At 63.9% G+C, this 17,829-nt stretch carries 17 protein-coding genes; 13 read left to right on the top strand and 4 right to left on the bottom strand.

What is annotated here, in order from left to right:
• Positions 1 to 9: 9 nt before the first annotated feature.
• Both A3AI_RS0119890 and A3AI_RS0119885 read right to left on the bottom strand, forming a co-directional pair.
• The gene (locus A3AI_RS0119890; protein WP_024517249.1) at positions 10 to 1,557 is read right to left on the bottom strand and encodes a wax ester/triacylglycerol synthase family O-acyltransferase; all 1,548 of its coding nucleotides are present in this window, start codon (positions 1,555 to 1,557) and stop codon (positions 10 to 12) included.
• A 193-nt stretch (positions 1,558 to 1,750) separates the two neighbouring features.
• Positions 1,751 to 2,008 carry a DUF6489 family protein gene (locus A3AI_RS0119885; protein WP_024517248.1) on the bottom strand — a complete coding sequence of 86 codons (258 nt, stop codon included), beginning with the start codon at positions 2,006 to 2,008 and terminating at the stop codon, positions 1,751 to 1,753.
• A gap of 314 nt (positions 2,009 to 2,322) precedes the next feature.
• Between A3AI_RS0119885 and A3AI_RS0119880 the strand changes: the two genes are divergently transcribed.
• From A3AI_RS0119880 to A3AI_RS0119820, 12 genes are all read left to right on the top strand, one after another.
• Positions 2,323 to 3,924: an ABC transporter substrate-binding protein gene (locus tag A3AI_RS0119880; protein ID WP_024517247.1), complete on the top strand. Its 1,602-nt coding sequence runs from the start codon at positions 2,323 to 2,325 to the stop codon at positions 3,922 to 3,924.
• Positions 3,925 to 4,024: 100 nt separating this feature from the next.
• The gene (locus tag A3AI_RS0119875) at positions 4,025 to 5,005 is read left to right on the top strand and encodes an ABC transporter permease (RefSeq protein ID WP_024517246.1); all 981 of its coding nucleotides are present in this window, start codon (positions 4,025 to 4,027) and stop codon (positions 5,003 to 5,005) included.
• 3 nt (positions 5,006 to 5,008) lie between these two features.
• A complete protein-coding gene (locus A3AI_RS0119870) occupies positions 5,009 to 5,980 on the top strand; it encodes an ABC transporter permease (protein ID WP_024517245.1) in 972 nt (323 codons plus the stop codon).
• Between the two features lie 10 nt (positions 5,981 to 5,990).
• Positions 5,991 to 6,977 (top strand): ABC transporter ATP-binding protein, encoded by a 987-nt coding sequence (locus A3AI_RS0119865; protein ID WP_024517244.1) that lies wholly within the window; start codon positions 5,991 to 5,993, stop codon positions 6,975 to 6,977.
• Positions 6,974 to 7,957, top strand: a complete 984-nt coding sequence (locus A3AI_RS0119860) for an ABC transporter ATP-binding protein (RefSeq protein ID WP_024517243.1) — start codon at positions 6,974 to 6,976, stop codon at positions 7,955 to 7,957. The genes A3AI_RS0119865 and A3AI_RS0119860 overlap by 4 nt, the downstream gene beginning before the upstream one ends.
• Before the next feature lie 103 nt (positions 7,958 to 8,060).
• Positions 8,061 to 9,866 carry a gamma-glutamyltransferase family protein gene (locus tag A3AI_RS0119850; protein ID WP_024517242.1) on the top strand — a complete coding sequence of 602 codons (1,806 nt, stop codon included), beginning with the start codon at positions 8,061 to 8,063 and terminating at the stop codon, positions 9,864 to 9,866.
• A gap of 24 nt (positions 9,867 to 9,890) precedes the next feature.
• Positions 9,891 to 10,601, top strand: a complete 711-nt coding sequence (locus tag A3AI_RS0119845; protein WP_024517241.1) for a DUF1028 domain-containing protein — start codon at positions 9,891 to 9,893, stop codon at positions 10,599 to 10,601.
• Positions 10,598 to 11,587 carry an ABC transporter ATP-binding protein gene (locus tag A3AI_RS0119840; RefSeq protein ID WP_024517240.1) on the top strand — a complete coding sequence of 330 codons (990 nt, stop codon included), beginning with the start codon at positions 10,598 to 10,600 and terminating at the stop codon, positions 11,585 to 11,587. The genes A3AI_RS0119845 and A3AI_RS0119840 overlap by 4 nt, the downstream gene beginning before the upstream one ends.
• Positions 11,584 to 12,696 (top strand): ABC transporter ATP-binding protein, encoded by a 1,113-nt coding sequence (locus A3AI_RS0119835; protein WP_024517239.1) that lies wholly within the window; start codon positions 11,584 to 11,586, stop codon positions 12,694 to 12,696. The genes A3AI_RS0119840 and A3AI_RS0119835 overlap by 4 nt, the downstream gene beginning before the upstream one ends.
• 16 nt (positions 12,697 to 12,712) lie before the next feature.
• On the top strand, positions 12,713 to 14,224 hold the full coding sequence (locus tag A3AI_RS0119830) for an ABC transporter substrate-binding protein (protein ID WP_024517238.1): 1,512 nt from the start codon (positions 12,713 to 12,715) through the stop codon (positions 14,222 to 14,224).
• A gap of 37 nt (positions 14,225 to 14,261) precedes the next feature.
• A complete protein-coding gene (locus A3AI_RS0119825; protein WP_024517237.1) occupies positions 14,262 to 15,203 on the top strand; it encodes an ABC transporter permease in 942 nt (313 codons plus the stop codon).
• 4 nt (positions 15,204 to 15,207) lie between these two features.
• Positions 15,208 to 16,095 carry an ABC transporter permease gene (locus A3AI_RS0119820; RefSeq protein WP_024517236.1) on the top strand — a complete coding sequence of 296 codons (888 nt, stop codon included), beginning with the start codon at positions 15,208 to 15,210 and terminating at the stop codon, positions 16,093 to 16,095.
• A 77-nt stretch (positions 16,096 to 16,172) separates the two neighbouring features.
• Here the strand turns inward: A3AI_RS0119820 and cnbZ are convergent, their stop codons facing one another.
• The gene (cnbZ, locus tag A3AI_RS0119815) at positions 16,173 to 16,916 is read right to left on the bottom strand and encodes a 2-amino-5-chloromuconate deaminase CnbZ (RefSeq protein WP_024517235.1); all 744 of its coding nucleotides are present in this window, start codon (positions 16,914 to 16,916) and stop codon (positions 16,173 to 16,175) included.
• 222 nt (positions 16,917 to 17,138) lie between these two features.
• Here cnbZ and A3AI_RS0119810 point away from each other — a divergent pair, with 222 nt between their 5' ends.
• Positions 17,139 to 17,534 carry an integrase arm-type DNA-binding domain-containing protein gene (locus A3AI_RS0119810; protein ID WP_024517234.1) on the top strand — a complete coding sequence of 132 codons (396 nt, stop codon included), beginning with the start codon at positions 17,139 to 17,141 and terminating at the stop codon, positions 17,532 to 17,534.
• Here the strand turns inward: A3AI_RS0119810 and A3AI_RS43180 are convergent.
• Positions 17,509 to 17,829, bottom strand: coding sequence for an ATP-binding protein (locus A3AI_RS43180; protein WP_024520042.1), 321 nt, complete (start codon positions 17,827 to 17,829; stop codon positions 17,509 to 17,511). The two genes, A3AI_RS0119810 and A3AI_RS43180, sit on opposite strands and share 26 nt — an antisense overlap.

Below are 17,829 nucleotides of genomic sequence, written 5' to 3'. Positions count from 1 at the left end.
CCCAAGCTGCTACTCAGCCGCGCCCCTGACATCGGCCGGCGGCGGCGCGAAAGCCGCCTCCAGCGCGGCAAACTCGTCCGGCAACATGTCGCACAATTCCTGTACATGTGGAATGATGTTGGCGCCCGCGATGAAGCCGAAATCGAGTTGGTCGCGATAGCTCTGCACGGTGATGTTGAGCGCGATCCCGTGGGTCGAGATCGACACCGGGAAGATATGCAACAGTTCGGCGCCTGCGGCGTAGAGCGTCTGCCGCGGCCCAGGCACGTTGGACACCGTGATGTTTGCCGACGGCGGTAGCACGTCCGGCAGGTTGGAGCGGCTGTAGAGCAGCGCCAGAATCTGCACCAGGATCGGCGTACCCAGCATTGAGATGTTCGACACCTGCGGCATCACCGCGCGCAGCGGATGCGACATCTCCTTGGCCTTGCTGGATTGGACAATGATCGTCTCCAACCGCGTCTTGGGATCCTCGACATTGGTGGCGATGGAGCAGATCATACCGAACACTTGGTTGTTGGCGTCGGCATTGCCCTCCTCGCGCAGCGAGATCGGCACCGCCGCCGTCAGCGATTTCGCCGGCAGCGCACCCTGCTGCACGAGATAGCGCCGCACCACGCCGGAGGCGAGCGCGAGCACCACGTCGTTCAGCTTGCCGCCGGCCTGCTTGGCGAGCGCCTTCGCCCGCGACAGTGAGATCGAGGTGCCGGCAAAACTGCGCTCCGATGAAATCGTCTTGTTCAGAATGGTCGGTGGCGACATCATGCTGGACAGGCTCTGCCGCGACTTCGGGTCGGAGACCTTACCCACGATATCCGACACGCTCTTGAGCATGGCCGGCAGGCTGCCGGCGAAGCGCACCGCGCTTTCGATCTGGTACATCGCATTGTCGAACAGGATCGAGCCGAGGTCGCTCTTGCCCGAGCGCGGCAGTTCCAGGCTCTTGGCGGCGGCCGCATCCAGCGGCTGAGTCCAGAGCTGCTGGTAGGAATCGAGCAGGTTGGCCGCGATATCGCGCGGCTCCTGCCCGACTTTGGCCTTCGCCGTGGGCGGATCGACCTCTCGCGGAATCGGCGATACGTCATAGATCATGTTGGTCAGCGCGGCCCCCGCACCACCGTCGATGCAGGCATGATGCATCTTGGAATAAAGGCCGATCTCGTTGTCCTTCATGCCCTCGAAGACATAGAACTCCCAGAGCGGGCGGGCGCGGTTGAGCAACTTGGCATGCATCCAGCCGACGATACGCTCGAGCGTGGCGCGGTCGCGCGGCGCCGGCAGGCTCGCGCGGAAGATATGGCGGTCGATGTCGAACTGATCGTCCTCGACCCAGGAGGGATGGTCGATGTCGAGCGGCGCCTTCTCCAGCCGCGCTTTCAGGATGGGCGCGATGTGCAGGCGAGAAGCGATCATCGCCTTGAATTCTTCGAAGAAGTCGCCCTTGTAGCCGTCGGGCAGCCGGAAGATCGCCATGCTGCCGACGTGCATCGGCATCTCCGGCGTCTCCAGATACAAAAACGACGCGTCCAGCGAGGACAGTTTCTTGCCGTCACCCATAGTGCGCTCCTCCCGTCGATATCACTGGCGCTCTTGCGGCGCTTTTCGTGAGAGAGGCAATTGTGCATGGTCCGGCCCTGATTAGGCAATGGCAAATCGGCACGGCCCCGCGTGCGGAAAGCCGCAGGGCGGGGTCTCGCGGAAACACGTGGTATTCCGGGAATCAGAACCTCAGGGCGGCGCCCACCAGAGGCTATTTCTTCTTGTCGCTCGTGCGGGAGCTGCCGAGGCCGGCCATGGCCACGAACATGTCCTGGAAGCGTTCGGTCAGCCTGGGATCGAAACTGAGCCAGTTCTGCATCAAGGCTTCCGGCGCCATCTTCTCGATATTAGACATCATCTGCTGCTGCAGCTTGTCCATCACCGCCGTCTGCATCGGGGAGAGATCCGGAAGTCCGAAGAATTGCCGGGCCTCCAGAGGCGTGCAGTCTATCTCGATATTAACTTTCATCTCTTGACCCCGCTGTGATGGCCTTTGGCAGTATCGCCGCGATAGCCCACCCGACGCAAGGTGAGGCATGCTGCGTCGCACCTCTTTCCTTGCATCACCGGGCGACGCGCCGAAAGTCGAATGTCGCGGTAACGCGGCTTGCGCGAGGCTGCAACCCCACCGCGAGGCGGTTCTTCCAACCCGCTGGTTGGCCGGGGAAATCCACGCTTGCCTGACACCAAAACTCGATCCAACATGGCTTGATCCTTGCAAGGTCGCTGCCGCTGGGCTAGCAGCGCCTCGAGCCAGCACCATCCGCGGAGAACGGTAACAAAATGTCGGTACGCCAAAACCTGCTTGCAGCGGCTTGCGCCGCGATGGTTGCCTTTGCGGTCTCGCCGGCGTCGAGCCAGGTGCTACGCTACGCCAACCAGGGCGAGCTCAAATCGCTCGATCCCTACACGCTGAAGGAAACCACGACCATCGCGCACCACGCCCATGTCTATGAGGGCCTGGTCGGTCGCGACAAGGATCTGAAGATCGTCCCGGCACTGGCGGAAAGCTGGGAGACGCTGGATCCGCTCCATTGGCGCTTCCACCTCCGCAAAGGTGTCAAGTTCCACAATGGCGATCCCTTTACCGCCGACGACGTGCTGTTCTCGGCCGATCGCGTCCGCGCCAACGGCTCCAACTTCCTGTCCAACGTTCCCGCCGATGCCAAGTTCGTAAAGGTCGACGACTATACGGTCGATGTGATGCTCGCCTCGCCGAACCCCATTCTGACTTCGCAATGGGATAGCTGGTACATCATGGACAAGAAATGGTGCCAGGAGCACGATGCCGTCGCGCCGACGCCGGCTTCCGCGACCACGCCGAGCTATGCCGCGCTGCACGAGAACGGCACCGGCCCCTTCACCATCGAGAGCCACCAGCCCGGCGTGAAGACGGTGTTCAAGGCTTTTCCGGGCTGGTGGGGCAAGCCCGAGCACAATCTGAAAGAAATCGTCTTCACCCCGATCGCCTCGGACGCAACGCGCGTCGCGGCACTCCTGTCCGGCGAAGTTGACGTGGTCGAACCGGTTCCAATCCAGGACATCCAGCGCGTGAACTCCAGCGGCATTGCCACCGTGATGAACGCGCCGGAGCTGCGCACGATTTTCATCGGCATGGACCAGTCCCGCGACGAGCTGCTTTATTCCAGCGTCAAGGGCAAGAACCCGTTCAAGGACGTTCGCGTCCGCGAGGCCTTTTACAAGGCGATCGATGTCGACCTGATCAAGACGCGCGTGATGCGGGGCCTGTCGACGCCATCGGCGTTGATGATCGCGCCGCAGTTCTACGCCTTGTCCAAGGACTTCACGCGGCCAAAAACCGATGTCGACGCGGCCAAGAAGCTCCTGGCCGAGGCGGGCTATGCGGACGGCTTCGAAATCACCATGGATTGCCCCAACGACCGCTATGTCAACGATGCCGCGATCTGCCAGGCCGTGGTCGGCATGCTCGCGCGGATCGGAATAAAGGTTGACCTGCTGGCGCAGCCGAAGGCGCAGTATTTCGCCAAGGTGCTGAAGCCCGGCGGCTACAAGACCTCGCTCTTCCTGCTGGGCTGGACGCCGGCCACCGGCGACTCGCACAACGTGCTGCACGATATCCTGGGCTGCCGCGACGATGCCAAGGACCCCACCCGCGGCGAGGCCAATCTCGGCGGCTACTGCAACAAGGAGCTGGATGCGCTGACCGACAAGATCCTGGTCGAGAGCGATACGGCCAAACGCGACCAGATGATCAAGCAGGCCTTCGAAATTTCGCTCAAGGACTGGGCCTACATCCCGCTACACCAGCAGTCGCTGTCCTGGGGCGTCTCGAAGAAGGTCAAACTGACCCAGCGCGCGGACAACCAGGTTCTGCTCTACTGGGCAAGCAAACAGGAAGAGTAAGTGATCGTGTCGTTGGAAGTCCCGGAAGCGCAGGCTTCCGGGACTTGTCGTTTCTGGCAGGCAATCGCGACCTGCCTTGAAGGGAAGTGAAAGAAAAAAGATGCTCGCTTTCACTCTTCGCCGGGCCATCCAGGCCGTCGCCGTCATGATTGCGGTCGGGATCATCGCTTTCTCGATGTTCCGCTTCGCCGGCGATCCCGTGAACCAGATGGTCTCGATCGACACCTCGGCCGCGCAACGCGCCGCGATCCGGGAATCACTCGGGCTCAACGATCCGGTGCTGGTGCAGTTCGTGCGCTATTTCGTCAATGCGCTGCAGTTCAAATTCGGCATTTCCTACCAGTTCCGCCTGCCCGTCGCCGACCTGTTGAAGGAGCGGATGCCGGCGACACTTGAGCTTGCCACCTGCGCCACCATCCTCGCTATGGTGTTTGGAATCCTGATGGGCGTCTATTCGGCGCTGCGCCGCGACTCCTTTCTGGCCAAGGCGTTCCAGGCGATCTCGCTGATCGGCATCTCGCTGCCGACCTTCCTGATCGGCATCCTCCTGATCTATCTGTTCTCGGTGACGCTGGGCTGGCTGCCCTCCTTCGGCCGCGGCGAGGTCGTCAAGTTCGGGTGGTGGAGCACCGGCCTGCTCACAATATCCGGCCTGAAGGCCCTGATCATGCCTTCGATCACGCTGGGGCTGTTCCAGATGACGCTGATCATGCGGCTGGTGCGCGCCGAGATGCTGGAGGTGATGCGCACCGACTATATCCGCTTTGCCCGCGCCCGCGGGCTCACCACGCGCGCCATTCATTTCGGTCACGCGCTGAAGAACACGCTGGTTCCCGTCATCACCGTCACCGGCCTGCAGTTTGGCTCGGTAATTGCATTTGCGATCATCACCGAAACCGTGTTCCAATGGCCAGGGATGGGCCTTCTATTCGTGCAAGCCGTGCAAAATGTCGACGTCCCGATCATGGCCGCGTATCTGCTGATGGTCTCTCTGATCTTCGTCACGATCAACCTGGTGGTTGATATCCTCTACACCATCGTCGATCCGCGCCTGCGCGCGACCATCAGCCGCCCGGCCTGACGCATGAGCGATGCCGTCGTCCCACAGAAAGCCGAAAGCGCCGCCCCCGCGGCAGCCTCCGCCGTCGGTTGGCTCGAGCGCCTGCTCCAGAGCGACCTGCTCTATTCCTTCCGCCGCTCCAGGCTCACGATGCTCGCGGCCGCCGTGACGCTTTTGTTTTTCCTGGCCGCGATCTTCGCGCCATTGATCGCGGTGCAGAACCCGTTCGATCCGGCGCAGCTGCAGCTGATGAACTCGCGAATCGCTCCGCTCTGGACCGCCGATGGCCAGAGCCCGTTCCTGCTCGGCACCGACGAGCAGGGCCGCGACATGCTCTCCGCAATCCTCTACGGCTTGCGCATTTCGCTGATCGTGGGTCTCCTCGGCGTCGCCTTTTCCGGCGCGCTCGGCATCCTGCTCGGGCTGGTCGCCGGCTATGTCGGCGGCGCGGTCGACAGCCTCATCATGCGCATTGCCGACGTGCAGCTCACCTTCCCCGCCATCCTGATCGCGCTGCTCGTCAATGGGATCGCCAAATCGGTGTTCAGCAACCGGCTTGATGCCGTGAGCATGCTTGGCGTATTGGTGCTCGCCATCGGCCTGAGCTTCTGGGTGCAATATGCCCGCACCGTGCGCGGCTCGGTGCTAGTGGAGAAGAACAAGGATTATGTCGCGGCGGCCCAATTGATCGGGCTGCCGGCACCGGTGATCATGTTGCGCCATGTGCTGCCCAACACCATGGGCCCGATCATGGTCATCGCCACCATCAACCTGGCGCTCGCCATCATCACCGAGGCCACGTTGTCCTTTCTCGGCTCCGGCATGCCCGACACCATGCCCTCGCTCGGCACCCTGATCCGGATCGGCAACAACTATCTGTTCGCCGGCGAATGGTGGATCGTCGCTTTCCCCGGCATTGCGCTGGCGGCTCTGATCCTCTCGATCAATCTGCTCGGCGACTGGCTGCGCGACGCGCTCAATCCGAAGCTCAGGTGACGCCAACCACATGACCGAACCCGTGCTTTCAGTGCGCAATCTTCAGGTCGAGTTCAAGACCCGCCGCCATGCGCTGCGCGCCATCGATGGCGTGTCCTTCGACATCACCAAGGGCGAGGTGCTAGGCGTGGTCGGGGAATCCGGCGCCGGCAAATCAGTCACGGGTTCGGCCGTGATCGGACTGATCGATCCGCCCGGGCGCATCGCGGGCGGCGAGATCCGCCTGTCGGGCCTGCGCATCGACAACCTGCCGCCTGAGGAGATGCGCAAGATCCGGGGCAAGCGGATCGGCATGATCTTCCAGGATCCGCTGACCAGCCTCAATCCGCTATACCGGATTGGCGACCAGATCGTGGAGACGATCCGGACCCACCTGTCGCTGTCCGAGCAGGCCGCGCGCAAACGCGCCATCGACCTGCTGGCCGAGGTCGGCATTCCCGCGCCGGAGAAGCGCATCGATGGCTATCCGCACGAATTTTCCGGTGGCATGCGCCAGCGCGTCGTCATTGCGCTCGCAATCTGCGCCGAGCCGGAACTGATCATCGCCGACGAGCCGACCACGGCGCTCGACGTCTCCGTGCAGGCCCAGATCATCGCCCTGATCAGGCGGCTCGGCCGCGATCACGGCACGGCGGTGATGCTGGTGACCCACGACATGGGCGTCATTGCGGAGACCTGCGACCGTGTTGCAGTGATGTATTCGGGACGGATCGCCGAGATCGGTCCGGTGCAGGACGTCATCAAGAGTCCGCTGCATCCCTACGCCAAGGGGCTGATGGGCGCGATCCCGACATTGACAGGCGAAGACCACCGGCTGGTGCAAATTCCCGGCGCCATGCCCCGGCTGTCCGCGATTCCTCCCGGCTGTCCCTTCAATCCGCGCTGTGACGCCGCTTTCGACCGCTGCCGCGTCGAGCGTCCGGAACCGCTTGCACGTGGCGCGCAGGCCGTCGCCTGCCACCTCTACGATATCAAGGTCACGGACAACGCAGCATGAGCTTTGTCGAGATCAGGAAGCTGCGCCGCGTCTTCGACGTCTCCAAGCCGTGGCTGAACCGCGTGATCGAGGGTGGCCATCTCGAATATCTCAAGGCCGTCGATGGCGTCTCCTTCGACATCAAAAAGGGCGAGACCTTCGCGCTGGTCGGCGAATCCGGCTCGGGCAAGACCACGGTCGCGCGCATGGTCGTCGGCCTCCTGCCGCCGAGCTCCGGCGATGTCGTCATCGACGGCGTATCGATGACCGACCCGCGGCAGGCTCAGAAGCGAAAAGTCTTGCGTCGCCGCATCCAGATGGTGTTCCAGGACCCCTATGCGAGCCTCAATCCGCGCTTCCGGGTCGATGCCATCATCGCCGAGCCGATCCGCGCCTTCGGCCTGATCCAGGGCGAGCGCCAGATCAGGGAGCGGGTCGGCGAGCTGTTGAGCCTGGTAGGCCTGCACCCCGATGACGGCCTGAAATTCCCGCATGAATTTTCCGGCGGCCAGCGCCAGCGCATTGCGATCGCGCGTGCGCTGTCGTCCGAGGCCGAGTTCATCGTCTGCGACGAGCCGACCTCGGCGCTCGACGTCTCCGTGCAGGCGCAGATCCTCAATTTGATGCGCGACCTGCAGGACAAGTTTGGCCTGACCTACCTCTTCATCAGCCACAACCTCGCGGTGGTCCGCCACATGGCAAGCCGCATCGGCGTGATGTATCTCGGCCGCATTGTCGAGATCGCGGATGGGCGCGAGTTGTTCAGCCGCCCGCGCATGCCCTACACCAAGATGCTGCTCGGCGCGGTGCCGGACCTCGCGATGTCCGGCCGCCAGCGCATTCCGGTCAAGGGCGAGATCCCCAATCCGATCGATCCGCCGAACGGCTGCGCCTTCAACCCGCGCTGCCCGCTGGCCTTCGATCTCTGCCGCAGGGAGGCGCCGGAGCTGATTGACGGCGTCGCCTGCCACGCCGTCCACACCGCGCCCGCCCCGGCATGATTACGTGGTTGCGAGGGCGGCATGCGGCAGCGCCAGTTGGCAGCCAGCCGCGGCTGTGATCAAGTGCGCTCGCTCACGTTGCATGCCAAATAATGGATACGTCATGGCCAGTAACATCAATCCCGATCCGTTCACGACCCGGCCCGAAATCGAGGGCACGTTCGGGGTCGTGACCTCGACCCACTGGATCGCAACCGCGGTCGGGATGGCGACGCTGGAAAAGGGCGGCAACGCCTTCGACGCCGGTGTCGCCACTGCCTTCACACTGCAGGTGGTCGAGCCGCATCTCAACGGTCCCGGCGGCGACGTGCCAATCATAGTCCACGACGTCAAACGCGGCCGTGCCGAGGTGATCTGCGGTCAGGGTCCGGCACCGGCGCGCGCCACCATCGCCCATTACAAGAGCGAGGGCCTGGAGATGGTGCCCGGCACCGGACTGCTGGCTGCCTGCGTGCCCGGCACTTTCGAGTCATGGATGCTGCTCCTACGCGACTATGGCACCTTGCGGCTGCGCGATGTGCTGGAGCCGGCGATCGTCTATGCCCGCGACGGCTACCCGCTGGTCGAGCGCGCCTGCGCCACCATCCAGACCGTCGAGAAATTGTTCCGCAAGCACTGGCCGACCTCGGCCGCGGTCTATCTGCCCAACAACCAGGTGCCGACGCCCGGCGCCATCTTCACCAACAAGCAGCTCGCCGAGACCTACACTCGCATCCTCAACGAGGCGGAGAGCGCAGGCAGCGACCGTGTCGCCCAGATCGAACGGGCGCGCGCCACGTGGTCCAAAGGCTTCGTGGCGGAGGCGATCGACAAATTCTGCCGGACGCAAGAGGTGATGGACGTCTCGGGCTCACCGCACAAAGGTGTGCTCTCGGCCGACGACATGGCGCGCTGGCAGCCGACTATCGAGGCGCCGCTGACCTACGACTACGGCCGCTACACGGTCTGCAAGGCCGGCGTCTGGAGCCAGGGCCCGGTGATGCTGCAGCAACTCGCGCTGCTCAAGGGTTTCCAGCTCGACGGGCTCGATCCGACAGGTCCGGATTTCATCCACCTCCAGATCGAATGCGCCAAGCTCGCTTATGCCGACCGCGAGACTTTCTATGGCGATCCCAAGTTCACGGACATTCCGATCGCGACGCTTTTGTCGGACGCCTATAATGACGAACGCCGCAAGCTGATTTCGGACAAGGCCTCGCTCGAATTCATCCCGGGCGCGGTCGAAGGCTTTGGCGCGGTCGTCAAGCTGCGCCCCGCCGAGGGACATCGCGAGGCGGTGGGCGCGATGGGCGCCGGCGAACCTACAGTGGGACGCTTCGGCGAGGTACGCGGCGACACCGTGCATTTCGACATCATCGACACAGCCGGCAACATGATCTCGGCAACGCCCTCCGGCGGCTGGCTGCAATCCTCACCCGTGATCCCCGAACTCGGCTTCTGCCTTGGCAGCCGCGCGCAGATGTTCTGGCTCGAGGAGAACCACCCCGCCGCGCTCGCGCCGGGCAAGCGTCCGCGCACCACGTTGTCGCCCTCGATGGCGCTGCGCGACGGTGAACCCTATCTCGCCTGGGGCTCGCCCGGCGGCGACCAGCAGGACCAGTGGATCACGCAATTCTTCCTGCGCCATGTGCATGCGAAGATGAACCTGCAGGAAGCGATCGACGCGCCGGCCTGGCACTCCGAGCATTTCCCGATCTCGTTCTGGCCGCGTACCGCACGCCCCGGCGTGCTCGTCCTGGAGAACCGCGTGCCGAAGGCAACCGTCGATGAACTGAAGCGGCGCGGCCACGTTGTCGAGATCGGCCCGGACTGGTCCGAAGGCCGCCTCACCGCAGCCTCCCGCGTCGGCCGCCGCCGTCGCGCCGCCGCCAATCCGCGCGGCATGCAGGGCTATGCCGCAGGACGCTGATAGACCACCTGATGGACACGCAAGATGACCTGGTCGATCATCGCCAAGGATAGTGCCACCGCCCAGATCGGCATCGCGGTCGCCACCAAATTCTTCGCGGTCGGTGCGTTGGTGCCGCACATCGCACCTGGCATCGGCGGCATCGCAACCCAGGCGCTGGTCAATCCCTATTACGGCATCGATGGCCTGAAGCTGCTGCACGAGGGCAAGAGCCCGCAGGATATCCTCGATTCCCTGATCGCTGCCGACAGCGGCGCTGCGACCCGGCAGCTCCACATTCTGGACACGGCGGGGCGGATCGCCGCACATACAGGGCGCGAATGCATCGACTGGTGCGGTCACGTCCGGGGCGACGGCTTTTCGATTGCCGGCAACATGCTCGCGGGCCGTGGCGTGCTGGACGATACGGCGAAGGCATTTGTCGCCAACGCGCATCTGCCCTTTGCGCGACGGCTGCTCGCGGCGATGCACGCGGGCGAAGCGGCCGGCGGCGACCAGCGCGGCAAGCAATCGGCGGCGCTGCTGATCCATGACACCGAGGACTGGCCGGCGCTCGACCTGCGCGTCGACGACCATCCCGACCCGCTTGCCGAGCTCGAACGGCTGGAGCAGGTCAGCCGCGAGCGCTGGGCGCATTTCCGCCAGTTCCTTCCCTCCCGTGCCCATCCCGCCGGGATCACCGATCGCGCCATCATAGACGCCGGTGTCGAAGCAGCGCGAGCGAGCAAGCAATGACGGCCAGCCCGCTGATCGAGATCGAGGGCCTGCGCGTCCTGTTCCATGGCGACGACGGCCGCGTCACCCATGCCGTCGATGCGCTCGACCTCAAGCTGGCTCCCGGCGCGACGCTCGGCCTTGTCGGCGAATCCGGCTGCGGCAAGAGCGTCACCTCGCTCGCCATCATGGGCCTGTTGCCCAAGCGCTCCGCCAATGTGTCGGGCGCGATCCGCTTCGACGGCTTCGATCTGCTGCAAACAGCGGACACGACGCTGCGCGACCTGCGCGGAAACCGGCTCGCCATGATCTTCCAGGAGCCGATGACCTCGCTCAACCCGAGCTTCACTATCGGCGACCAGATCATCGAGACGATCCTGCGCCACCGCGGCGGATCACGCCCATCCGCGCGCGAGCGCGCCATCGCATTGCTCCGCCGCGTGCATATCCCCTCGCCCGAGAAGCGCATCGACGACTATCCGCACAGGCTCTCGGGCGGCATGCGCCAGCGCGTGATGATCGCGATGGCGCTCGCCTGCGATCCACGCCTCTTGATCGCGGACGAGCCGACGACGGCGCTCGACGTCACCTTGCAGGCTCAGATCCTTGAGCTGATGCGGGAGTTGAAAGCGGCAAGCGGCGCTGCGATCATCCTGATCACGCACGACCTCGGTGTCGTCGCCGAAGTCTGCGACGAGGTCGCTGTGATGTATGCCGGCGAGATCGTCGAACGCGCTTCCGTCGATGAGCTGTTCGCAGCGCCCCAGCATCCCTACACCGTCGGCCTGCTCGGCTCGATCCCGCGGCTCGACCGCCGTACCGATCATCTCGCCACCATCGAGGGTATGGTGCCGAACATGACCAGGCCGCCGACCGGCTGCCGCTTCGCGGCGCGCTGCCCGTTCGTCAGCGACGTCTGCACCGAGGCGCCGCCGCCGCTGGTCGAGGTCAATCCTGGCCACGACTCGCGCTGCGTCAAGGCACCGCTGGAAAGGCTGGTGTCATGACCGCGCTGCTCGAAGCCGACGGCCTGGTCAAACGCTTTCCGGCCACGCGTTCGCTGTTCGGCCGGCCGACCGCTTTCGTGCGTGCAGTGGAAAGCGTGAGCTTTTCCGTCAAGGCAGGCGAGACGCTGGCACTGGTCGGTGAATCCGGTTGCGGCAAGTCGACCGTGAGCCGGCTGGCGCTGCGCCTGATCGAGCCGGACGCTGGCGCGATCCGCTTCGAGGGACGCGACCTGCTCGCGCTCACCGCGACCGAGTTGCGCGCCTTCCGTCGCAAGGCCCAGCTGATCTTCCAGGACCCCTATGCCTCGCTCAATCCCCGTATGACGGTCGGGCAGGTCCTGGCCGAGCCGCTGGCACTGCACAATCTCGTCCCTGCATCTGCGCGGCGCGAGCGCGTCGAGCAGATCCTGCGCATGGTCGGGCTCGAGCCGCGGGTCGCGCGCCGCTATCCGCACGAATTTTCCGGCGGCCAACGCCAGCGTATCGCCATTGCGCGAGCACTTGCAGTCGAGCCGAAGCTGATCATCTGCGACGAGCCGGTGTCCGCGCTCGACGTCTCGATCCGCTCGCAGATCCTGAACCTGCTTCGTGATCTGCAGCAGCGGCTCGGGCTCGCCTATATTTTCGTGTCGCATGACCTCGCCGTGGTCAAGCACATCGCCGACCGCGTCGCGGTTATGAACCTCGGCCAGATCGTCGAGACGGCCGCGACGGATGCGTTGTTCGCAGCACCCCGCCATCCCTATACAAGGGCGCTGCTGTCGGCGATCCCCGTACCCAAGCCGCAGGCAAAGCGCAGCCGCATCGTGCTGCAGGGCGAGCTGCCGAGCGCGCTCAATCCGCCAACGGGCTGCCGTTTTCACTCCCGTTGCGCCTACGTCGTCGAGCGCTGTCGCGTTGAAGGCCCCGCATTGATCGCCGATAGCACTGGACACGCGACCGCGTGCCACCGCGTTGCGGAACTGCCGCCGGCCGACGCGGTCGTGCCGCACGACGGCGGCTTCTCGCCGGCGCTGGAGAAACTGGTCGCGGCTTTCAGCCTTTCGACGGAAGGACCCGCGCGCGGTGGGGTTGATATAGTCAGTGCAAGCCCGCGGGCGGGCGCTTGAGAGAGGGACCGGTTCGATGAAGTTGTGGCGGATGGTGCTGGCACTGGCGGTTCTGTTATTATCATTCACGGCATCCGCGCAAGCGGAGACGACGCTGCGCATCGGCCTTGCCGAGGATCCCGACATCCTCGATCCGACCCTGGCGCGCACCTATGTCGGCCGCATCGTGTTTGCCGCTTTCTGCGACAAGCTGTTCGACATCGACGACAAGCTCAACATCGTGCCGCAGCTTGCACTGTCGCAGGAGACCTCGGCCGACGGCAAGGAGGTCACCATCAAGCTGCGGCCCGGCGTCAAGTTCCAGGACGGCGAGCCGTTCGACGCAGAGGCCGCCAAATTCTCGCTGGAGCGGCATCTGACGATGCAGGGCTCGTTCCGCAAGCCCGAGCTTGCCTCGCTCGACCATGTCGATATCGTCGATCCCCTCACCGTCAAGCTGGTGCTGAAAGCGCCGTTCTCGCCGCTGATCGCCCAGCTCACCGACCGTGCCGGCATGATGGTGTCGCCAAAGGCCGCCAAAGCCGAGGGCGACAAGTTCGGCCTGCATCCGGTCTGCGCCGGGCCCTACAAATTCGTCGAACGCGTGCAGCAGGATCGCATCGTGTTCGAGAAGTTCAAGGACTACTGGAACAAGGACAACGTCTTCATCGACCGCATCGTCTATCTTCCCATCGTCGATTCCACGGTGCGACTGGCAAACCTGAAATCCGGCGGGCTCGATCTGATCGAGCGCGTGCTCGCCACCGACATCAAGGATGTGCGCGCCGATCCCAACCTGAAACTGTCAAAGGCGAATGAACTCGGCTACCAGGGCATCACGCTGAATATCGGCCATGACAAGGCCAAGGGCCCGCTCAGCCAGTCGGCCAAGGTGCGCCAGGCGCTGGATCTGTCGATCGATCGCGAGGCGCTGAACCAGGTGGTGTTCAACGGCGAGTTCGTGCCCGGCAACCAATGGATCAGCCCCGATCATCCCTATTACCAGAAGGCTTTTCCAATTCGCGCGCGCGACGTCGAGAAGGCCAAGACGCTTCTGAAGGAGGCCGGCGTCACGCCGCCGGTCAGCATCGATTTCATGGTGCCGAAGGGGCCGGAGACCGAAGCGGCTGCGCAGGTGATCCAGTCGATGGCAGCGGAAGCCGGGTTCGACATGAAGATCAGGGTCACGGAATTTGCGACCTCGCTGAAACAGGCAGAGGCCGGCGAATACCAGGCCTATCTGCTCAACTGGAGCGGACGCATCGACCCTGATGGCAACAGCTACATTTTCCTTCACTCCAGCGCTCCGCAGAATTACAGCGTCTGGAGCAATGCCGAGGCCGACAAGGCGTTGGACGATGCGCGGCTCACCACGGATATGGCGCAGCGCAAGGCGCTGTATGAGAAGCTGACCAAGCTCGTGCTGGAGGACGAACCGATCCTCTATATTTATCATCGCGGGATCCTGATCGCGCACACGACCAAGCTCGAAGGCTACAAGCAGATGCCGGACGGGCTGGTCCGTGTGATCGGGCTGAAGCTGAAGTGAGCGCTCCCCTCTCGCCGCATGGAGGCCAGCGCGCGCCATGCTGAACTTTCTCGCCCGCCGTATCGCACAGCTGATCCCGACGCTGTTCTTTGTGTCGCTGCTGATCTTCTCGCTGCAGCACCTCTTGCCCGGCGATCCCGCGCTGGTGATGGCGGGCGAGGAGCACGACCCGGCCGTGATCGCGCAGATCCGCAAGGCCTACCGGCTCGATCAACCGGTCCCGGTGCAATATGTCTATTGGGTCAAGGGCGTGCTGTCCGGTGACTTCGGCGAGTCCCTGCGCATCAAGGTCCCGGTGCGTGAATTGATCGCGCAAAAGTTGCCGGTCACGCTGCAGCTCGCCGCGATGGCAATCGTCATCGCCTTCCTGATCGGCATTCCCGCCGGAATCATCTCCGCGGTGAGGAAAGGCACCGCCTGGGACTATGGCGCCAACCTGTTTGCGCTATGGGGCATTTCCACCCCGAACTTCTGGCTCGGCATCCTGCTGATCTTCTTCTTCTCCATCAAGCTCGGCTGGCTGCCGGCTTCCGGCTATGTGCCGCTGTCGGAGAACTGGCGCGCGAGCCTCGCCTCTACCATCATGCCGGCCTTCGTGCTCGGCAATGCGATCGCGGCGATCCTGATGCGGCACACCCGCAGCGCCATGCTGCAGGTGCTGGAAAGCGACTATGTGCGCACGGCGCGCGCCAAGGGACTGTCCGAACGCTCGGTGATCCTCAAGCACGCGATGCGCAACGCGCTAACGCCAGTGATCACGCTTGGTGCGCTCGAACTAGGCACGCTGTTGTCAGGCGCGGTGCTGACCGAGCAGATCTTCACAATCCCGGGTTTCGGCAAGCTGATCGTGGACGCCGTCTTCAACCGCGACTATGCCGTGGTGCAGGGCGTGGTGCTGGTGACGGCGACCATCTACATCACGCTGAACCTGGTCGCCGACATCGCCTATATCCTCGTCAACCCGCGACTGAGGGGCTAGCCAGATGAGCGACGCCGCCCTCCCCGCCATTGCGGCTGGTGCCGACGAGACGCTGGAGAGCCCGGCGCGCCGCGCGCTGCGGCGGCTGCTCAAACGCAAGGGAGCGGTCGCAGGCCTCGTCGTGGTCGCGGCCTTCATCCTGCTTGCGCTATTGGCGCCGCTGGTCTCGCCCTACGATCCGGTGGCAACCAGCTGGACATTGGTGCGCAAGCCGCCGTCGCCGCCTCACTGGTTCGGCACCGACGAACTCGGCCGCGACATACTGGCCCGCGTCATCTACGGCGCCCGCGCCTCGCTGCTCGCGGGCCTGATCTCGGTGACCATTGCGATGTCGATCGGCGTGCCACTCGGCCTGCTCGCCGGCTACCGCGGCGGGTTTATCGATGCGCTGATCAGCCGCATCACCGATGCCATGCTGGCCTGTCCGTTCCTGATCCTGGCAATCGCGCTTGCCGCGTTCTTAGGGCCAAGCCTCGGCAATGCCATGATCGCGATCGGCGTCTCCGCGACGCCGGTCTTCATTCGCCTGACCCGCGCCCAGGTGATGGGCGTCAAGGTCGAAGACTATGTCGAGGCCGCACGCTCAATCGGCAATCCGCCGTGGCGGATCGCCGTGATGCACATTCTGCCGAATATCCTTCCCGCGCTGCTCGTGCAAGCCACGCTGTCGATTGCCGCCGCGATCATTGCCGAGGCCGCGCTGTCGTTCCTGGGGCTGGGCCAGCAGCCGCCTGCGCCGTCCTGGGGGAGCATGCTCAATGCCGCACAGCGCTTTCTCACCAACGCACCCTGGATGGCGGTCTGGCCGGGGCTTGCGATTTTCCTCGTGGTTCTGTCGCTCAACCTGGTCGGCGACGGCCTGCGTGACGCGCTTGATCCAAGGGAGCGGTGAGCTTCAGGCAGCGAAGCCTCTCCGCGGATTACACCTCTCCCGCCGGTGAGAGGTGTTTCCCAGCCGCCAAGGCGCAATCAAATCACCACCTCCCGCAACACGCGGCGGCAATCCATCTCGTATTCGAGGTCGATCACCGGCGGACGCGCGAAGTGCCAGGTCAGGCCCGAACGCGTCGCGCCACGGCGGACGAGTTCGTCGGCGAGCACTGGATGGAAATCGCGGATGGAATAGGCCTGCACACCGGTCGTGTCCTTCCAGCCGAAACCGAAGGCAGCGAGACGCTGCTCCATCGCACCCGTGGTGAACCGGACCTTGTCCCGCACACCGTCGGGCGAAAGATCGCGGTAGCGCACGATGCGCTCCGCATAGGGACCGGCGCCCTCGCGCGCCTCGGCGCTGCCGGCGATCACGAAGCTCGGCGACGGGGTCTGGCTCGGCCGGGTGAAGGAAAACGCGTAGAACGACGGCTCGGCCGGTGGATCGATCTCCGGACAGACATTGCTGCGCGCAACCGGATTGGTGGTGCCGTCATAGATGCCCCACTCGGCCAGCGTCTTCACATAATGCAGGTTGAAGGCGCGGAAGCCCTCGTCGGTGAAGGCAGCCGGCGAGCGCAGCTCGCAGGCGCAGAACGATGTCAGCTGCCGGCCCGCGGCCCGGATATAGTTTGCAATTTGCGCAAAGCCCTCAGCCAGCGGCACGAGGCGATCGAAGCGCACGCGCTCGATCTCAAAGCCCTGATCCGCGGCAGCACCGCTCGAATATTGAAACACCGCAGGAATGAACCGGTAATTGCCGGCTACGAAGGCGCTGACCATTTCTGTCCTCTTGTTCTATTCCAGATCTAGAACGGTTTTCTTCGATTTAGAACAGATGCAATCAATTGCACCATCGTCCTGATTTACCTGCGTTTCACGTTGCGAAGCGTATCTTTCTGTTACCATGGATTTCTTATGATTTCGCGAAAAATGTTGCCATGACGTTGCCGCTTAAGTCCTGATTTCTGACCTTTGTAATTTACCTGTTGCAGGAGGCGCCTGATGCGCAAGCGGCTCTCTCCAAGAACTATCAGAGCCCTCAAGCCGGGCAAAGATGGAGTGCGCCATGGGGACGTGGTCATGGATGACCACACCGACAACCTCGGCGTTCGCGTGCTCGGCACTGCCGACGAACCCTCGCGCAGTTTTGTGTACGTAGGCAGGTTTCCCGGCTTCAAAAGCTCGGCCCGGGTTGCGATCGCGCCGTTTGTTTACGACCCGAACGACGAGGGAGTAGCGGCCGACTCCCTGAAGAGGGCAAGGGTCACGGCTTACCAATGGCGCAACTCGATAGCTGAAGGCCGCGATCCCCGGGCCGAAGAGCGCCGCCAGCGGGAGGCCGCGACACATGGCCCGCCGCAGAATGTTCAAATCACGCTGCCTGATTTGATTGTGTAGGCAGCGTGAATTGAAAAGTCGCGCCCCGAGGTTGGGCGGCGGTGGCCCATAGGCGCCCCCCATGCGCTTCAATGATGGAGCGGCAGATCGATAGACCCATCCCCAAGCCGCCAGNCTTTGTCGTGTAGAAGGCCTCAAAGATGCGCTCGAGATCCGATGAACTCAGACCTGGACCCGAATCCAGCACTGCGACGAGCATGCCGTCCGGCTCGCCCTTACCGGTGGTGATCACCAGCTCTCGCGCCCCCTCGCTGACCGAGCTTAATGCTTCGACGGCGTTGACGATCAGGTTCAT

The sequence above is a fragment of the Bradyrhizobium sp. Tv2a-2 genome (genome assembly GCF_000472425.1).
Taxonomy (GTDB): Bacteria; Pseudomonadota; Alphaproteobacteria; order Rhizobiales; family Xanthobacteraceae; genus Bradyrhizobium.
Note: the sequence above shows the minus strand (reverse complement) of the source record. Positions and strands in the feature narration are given on the sequence as shown.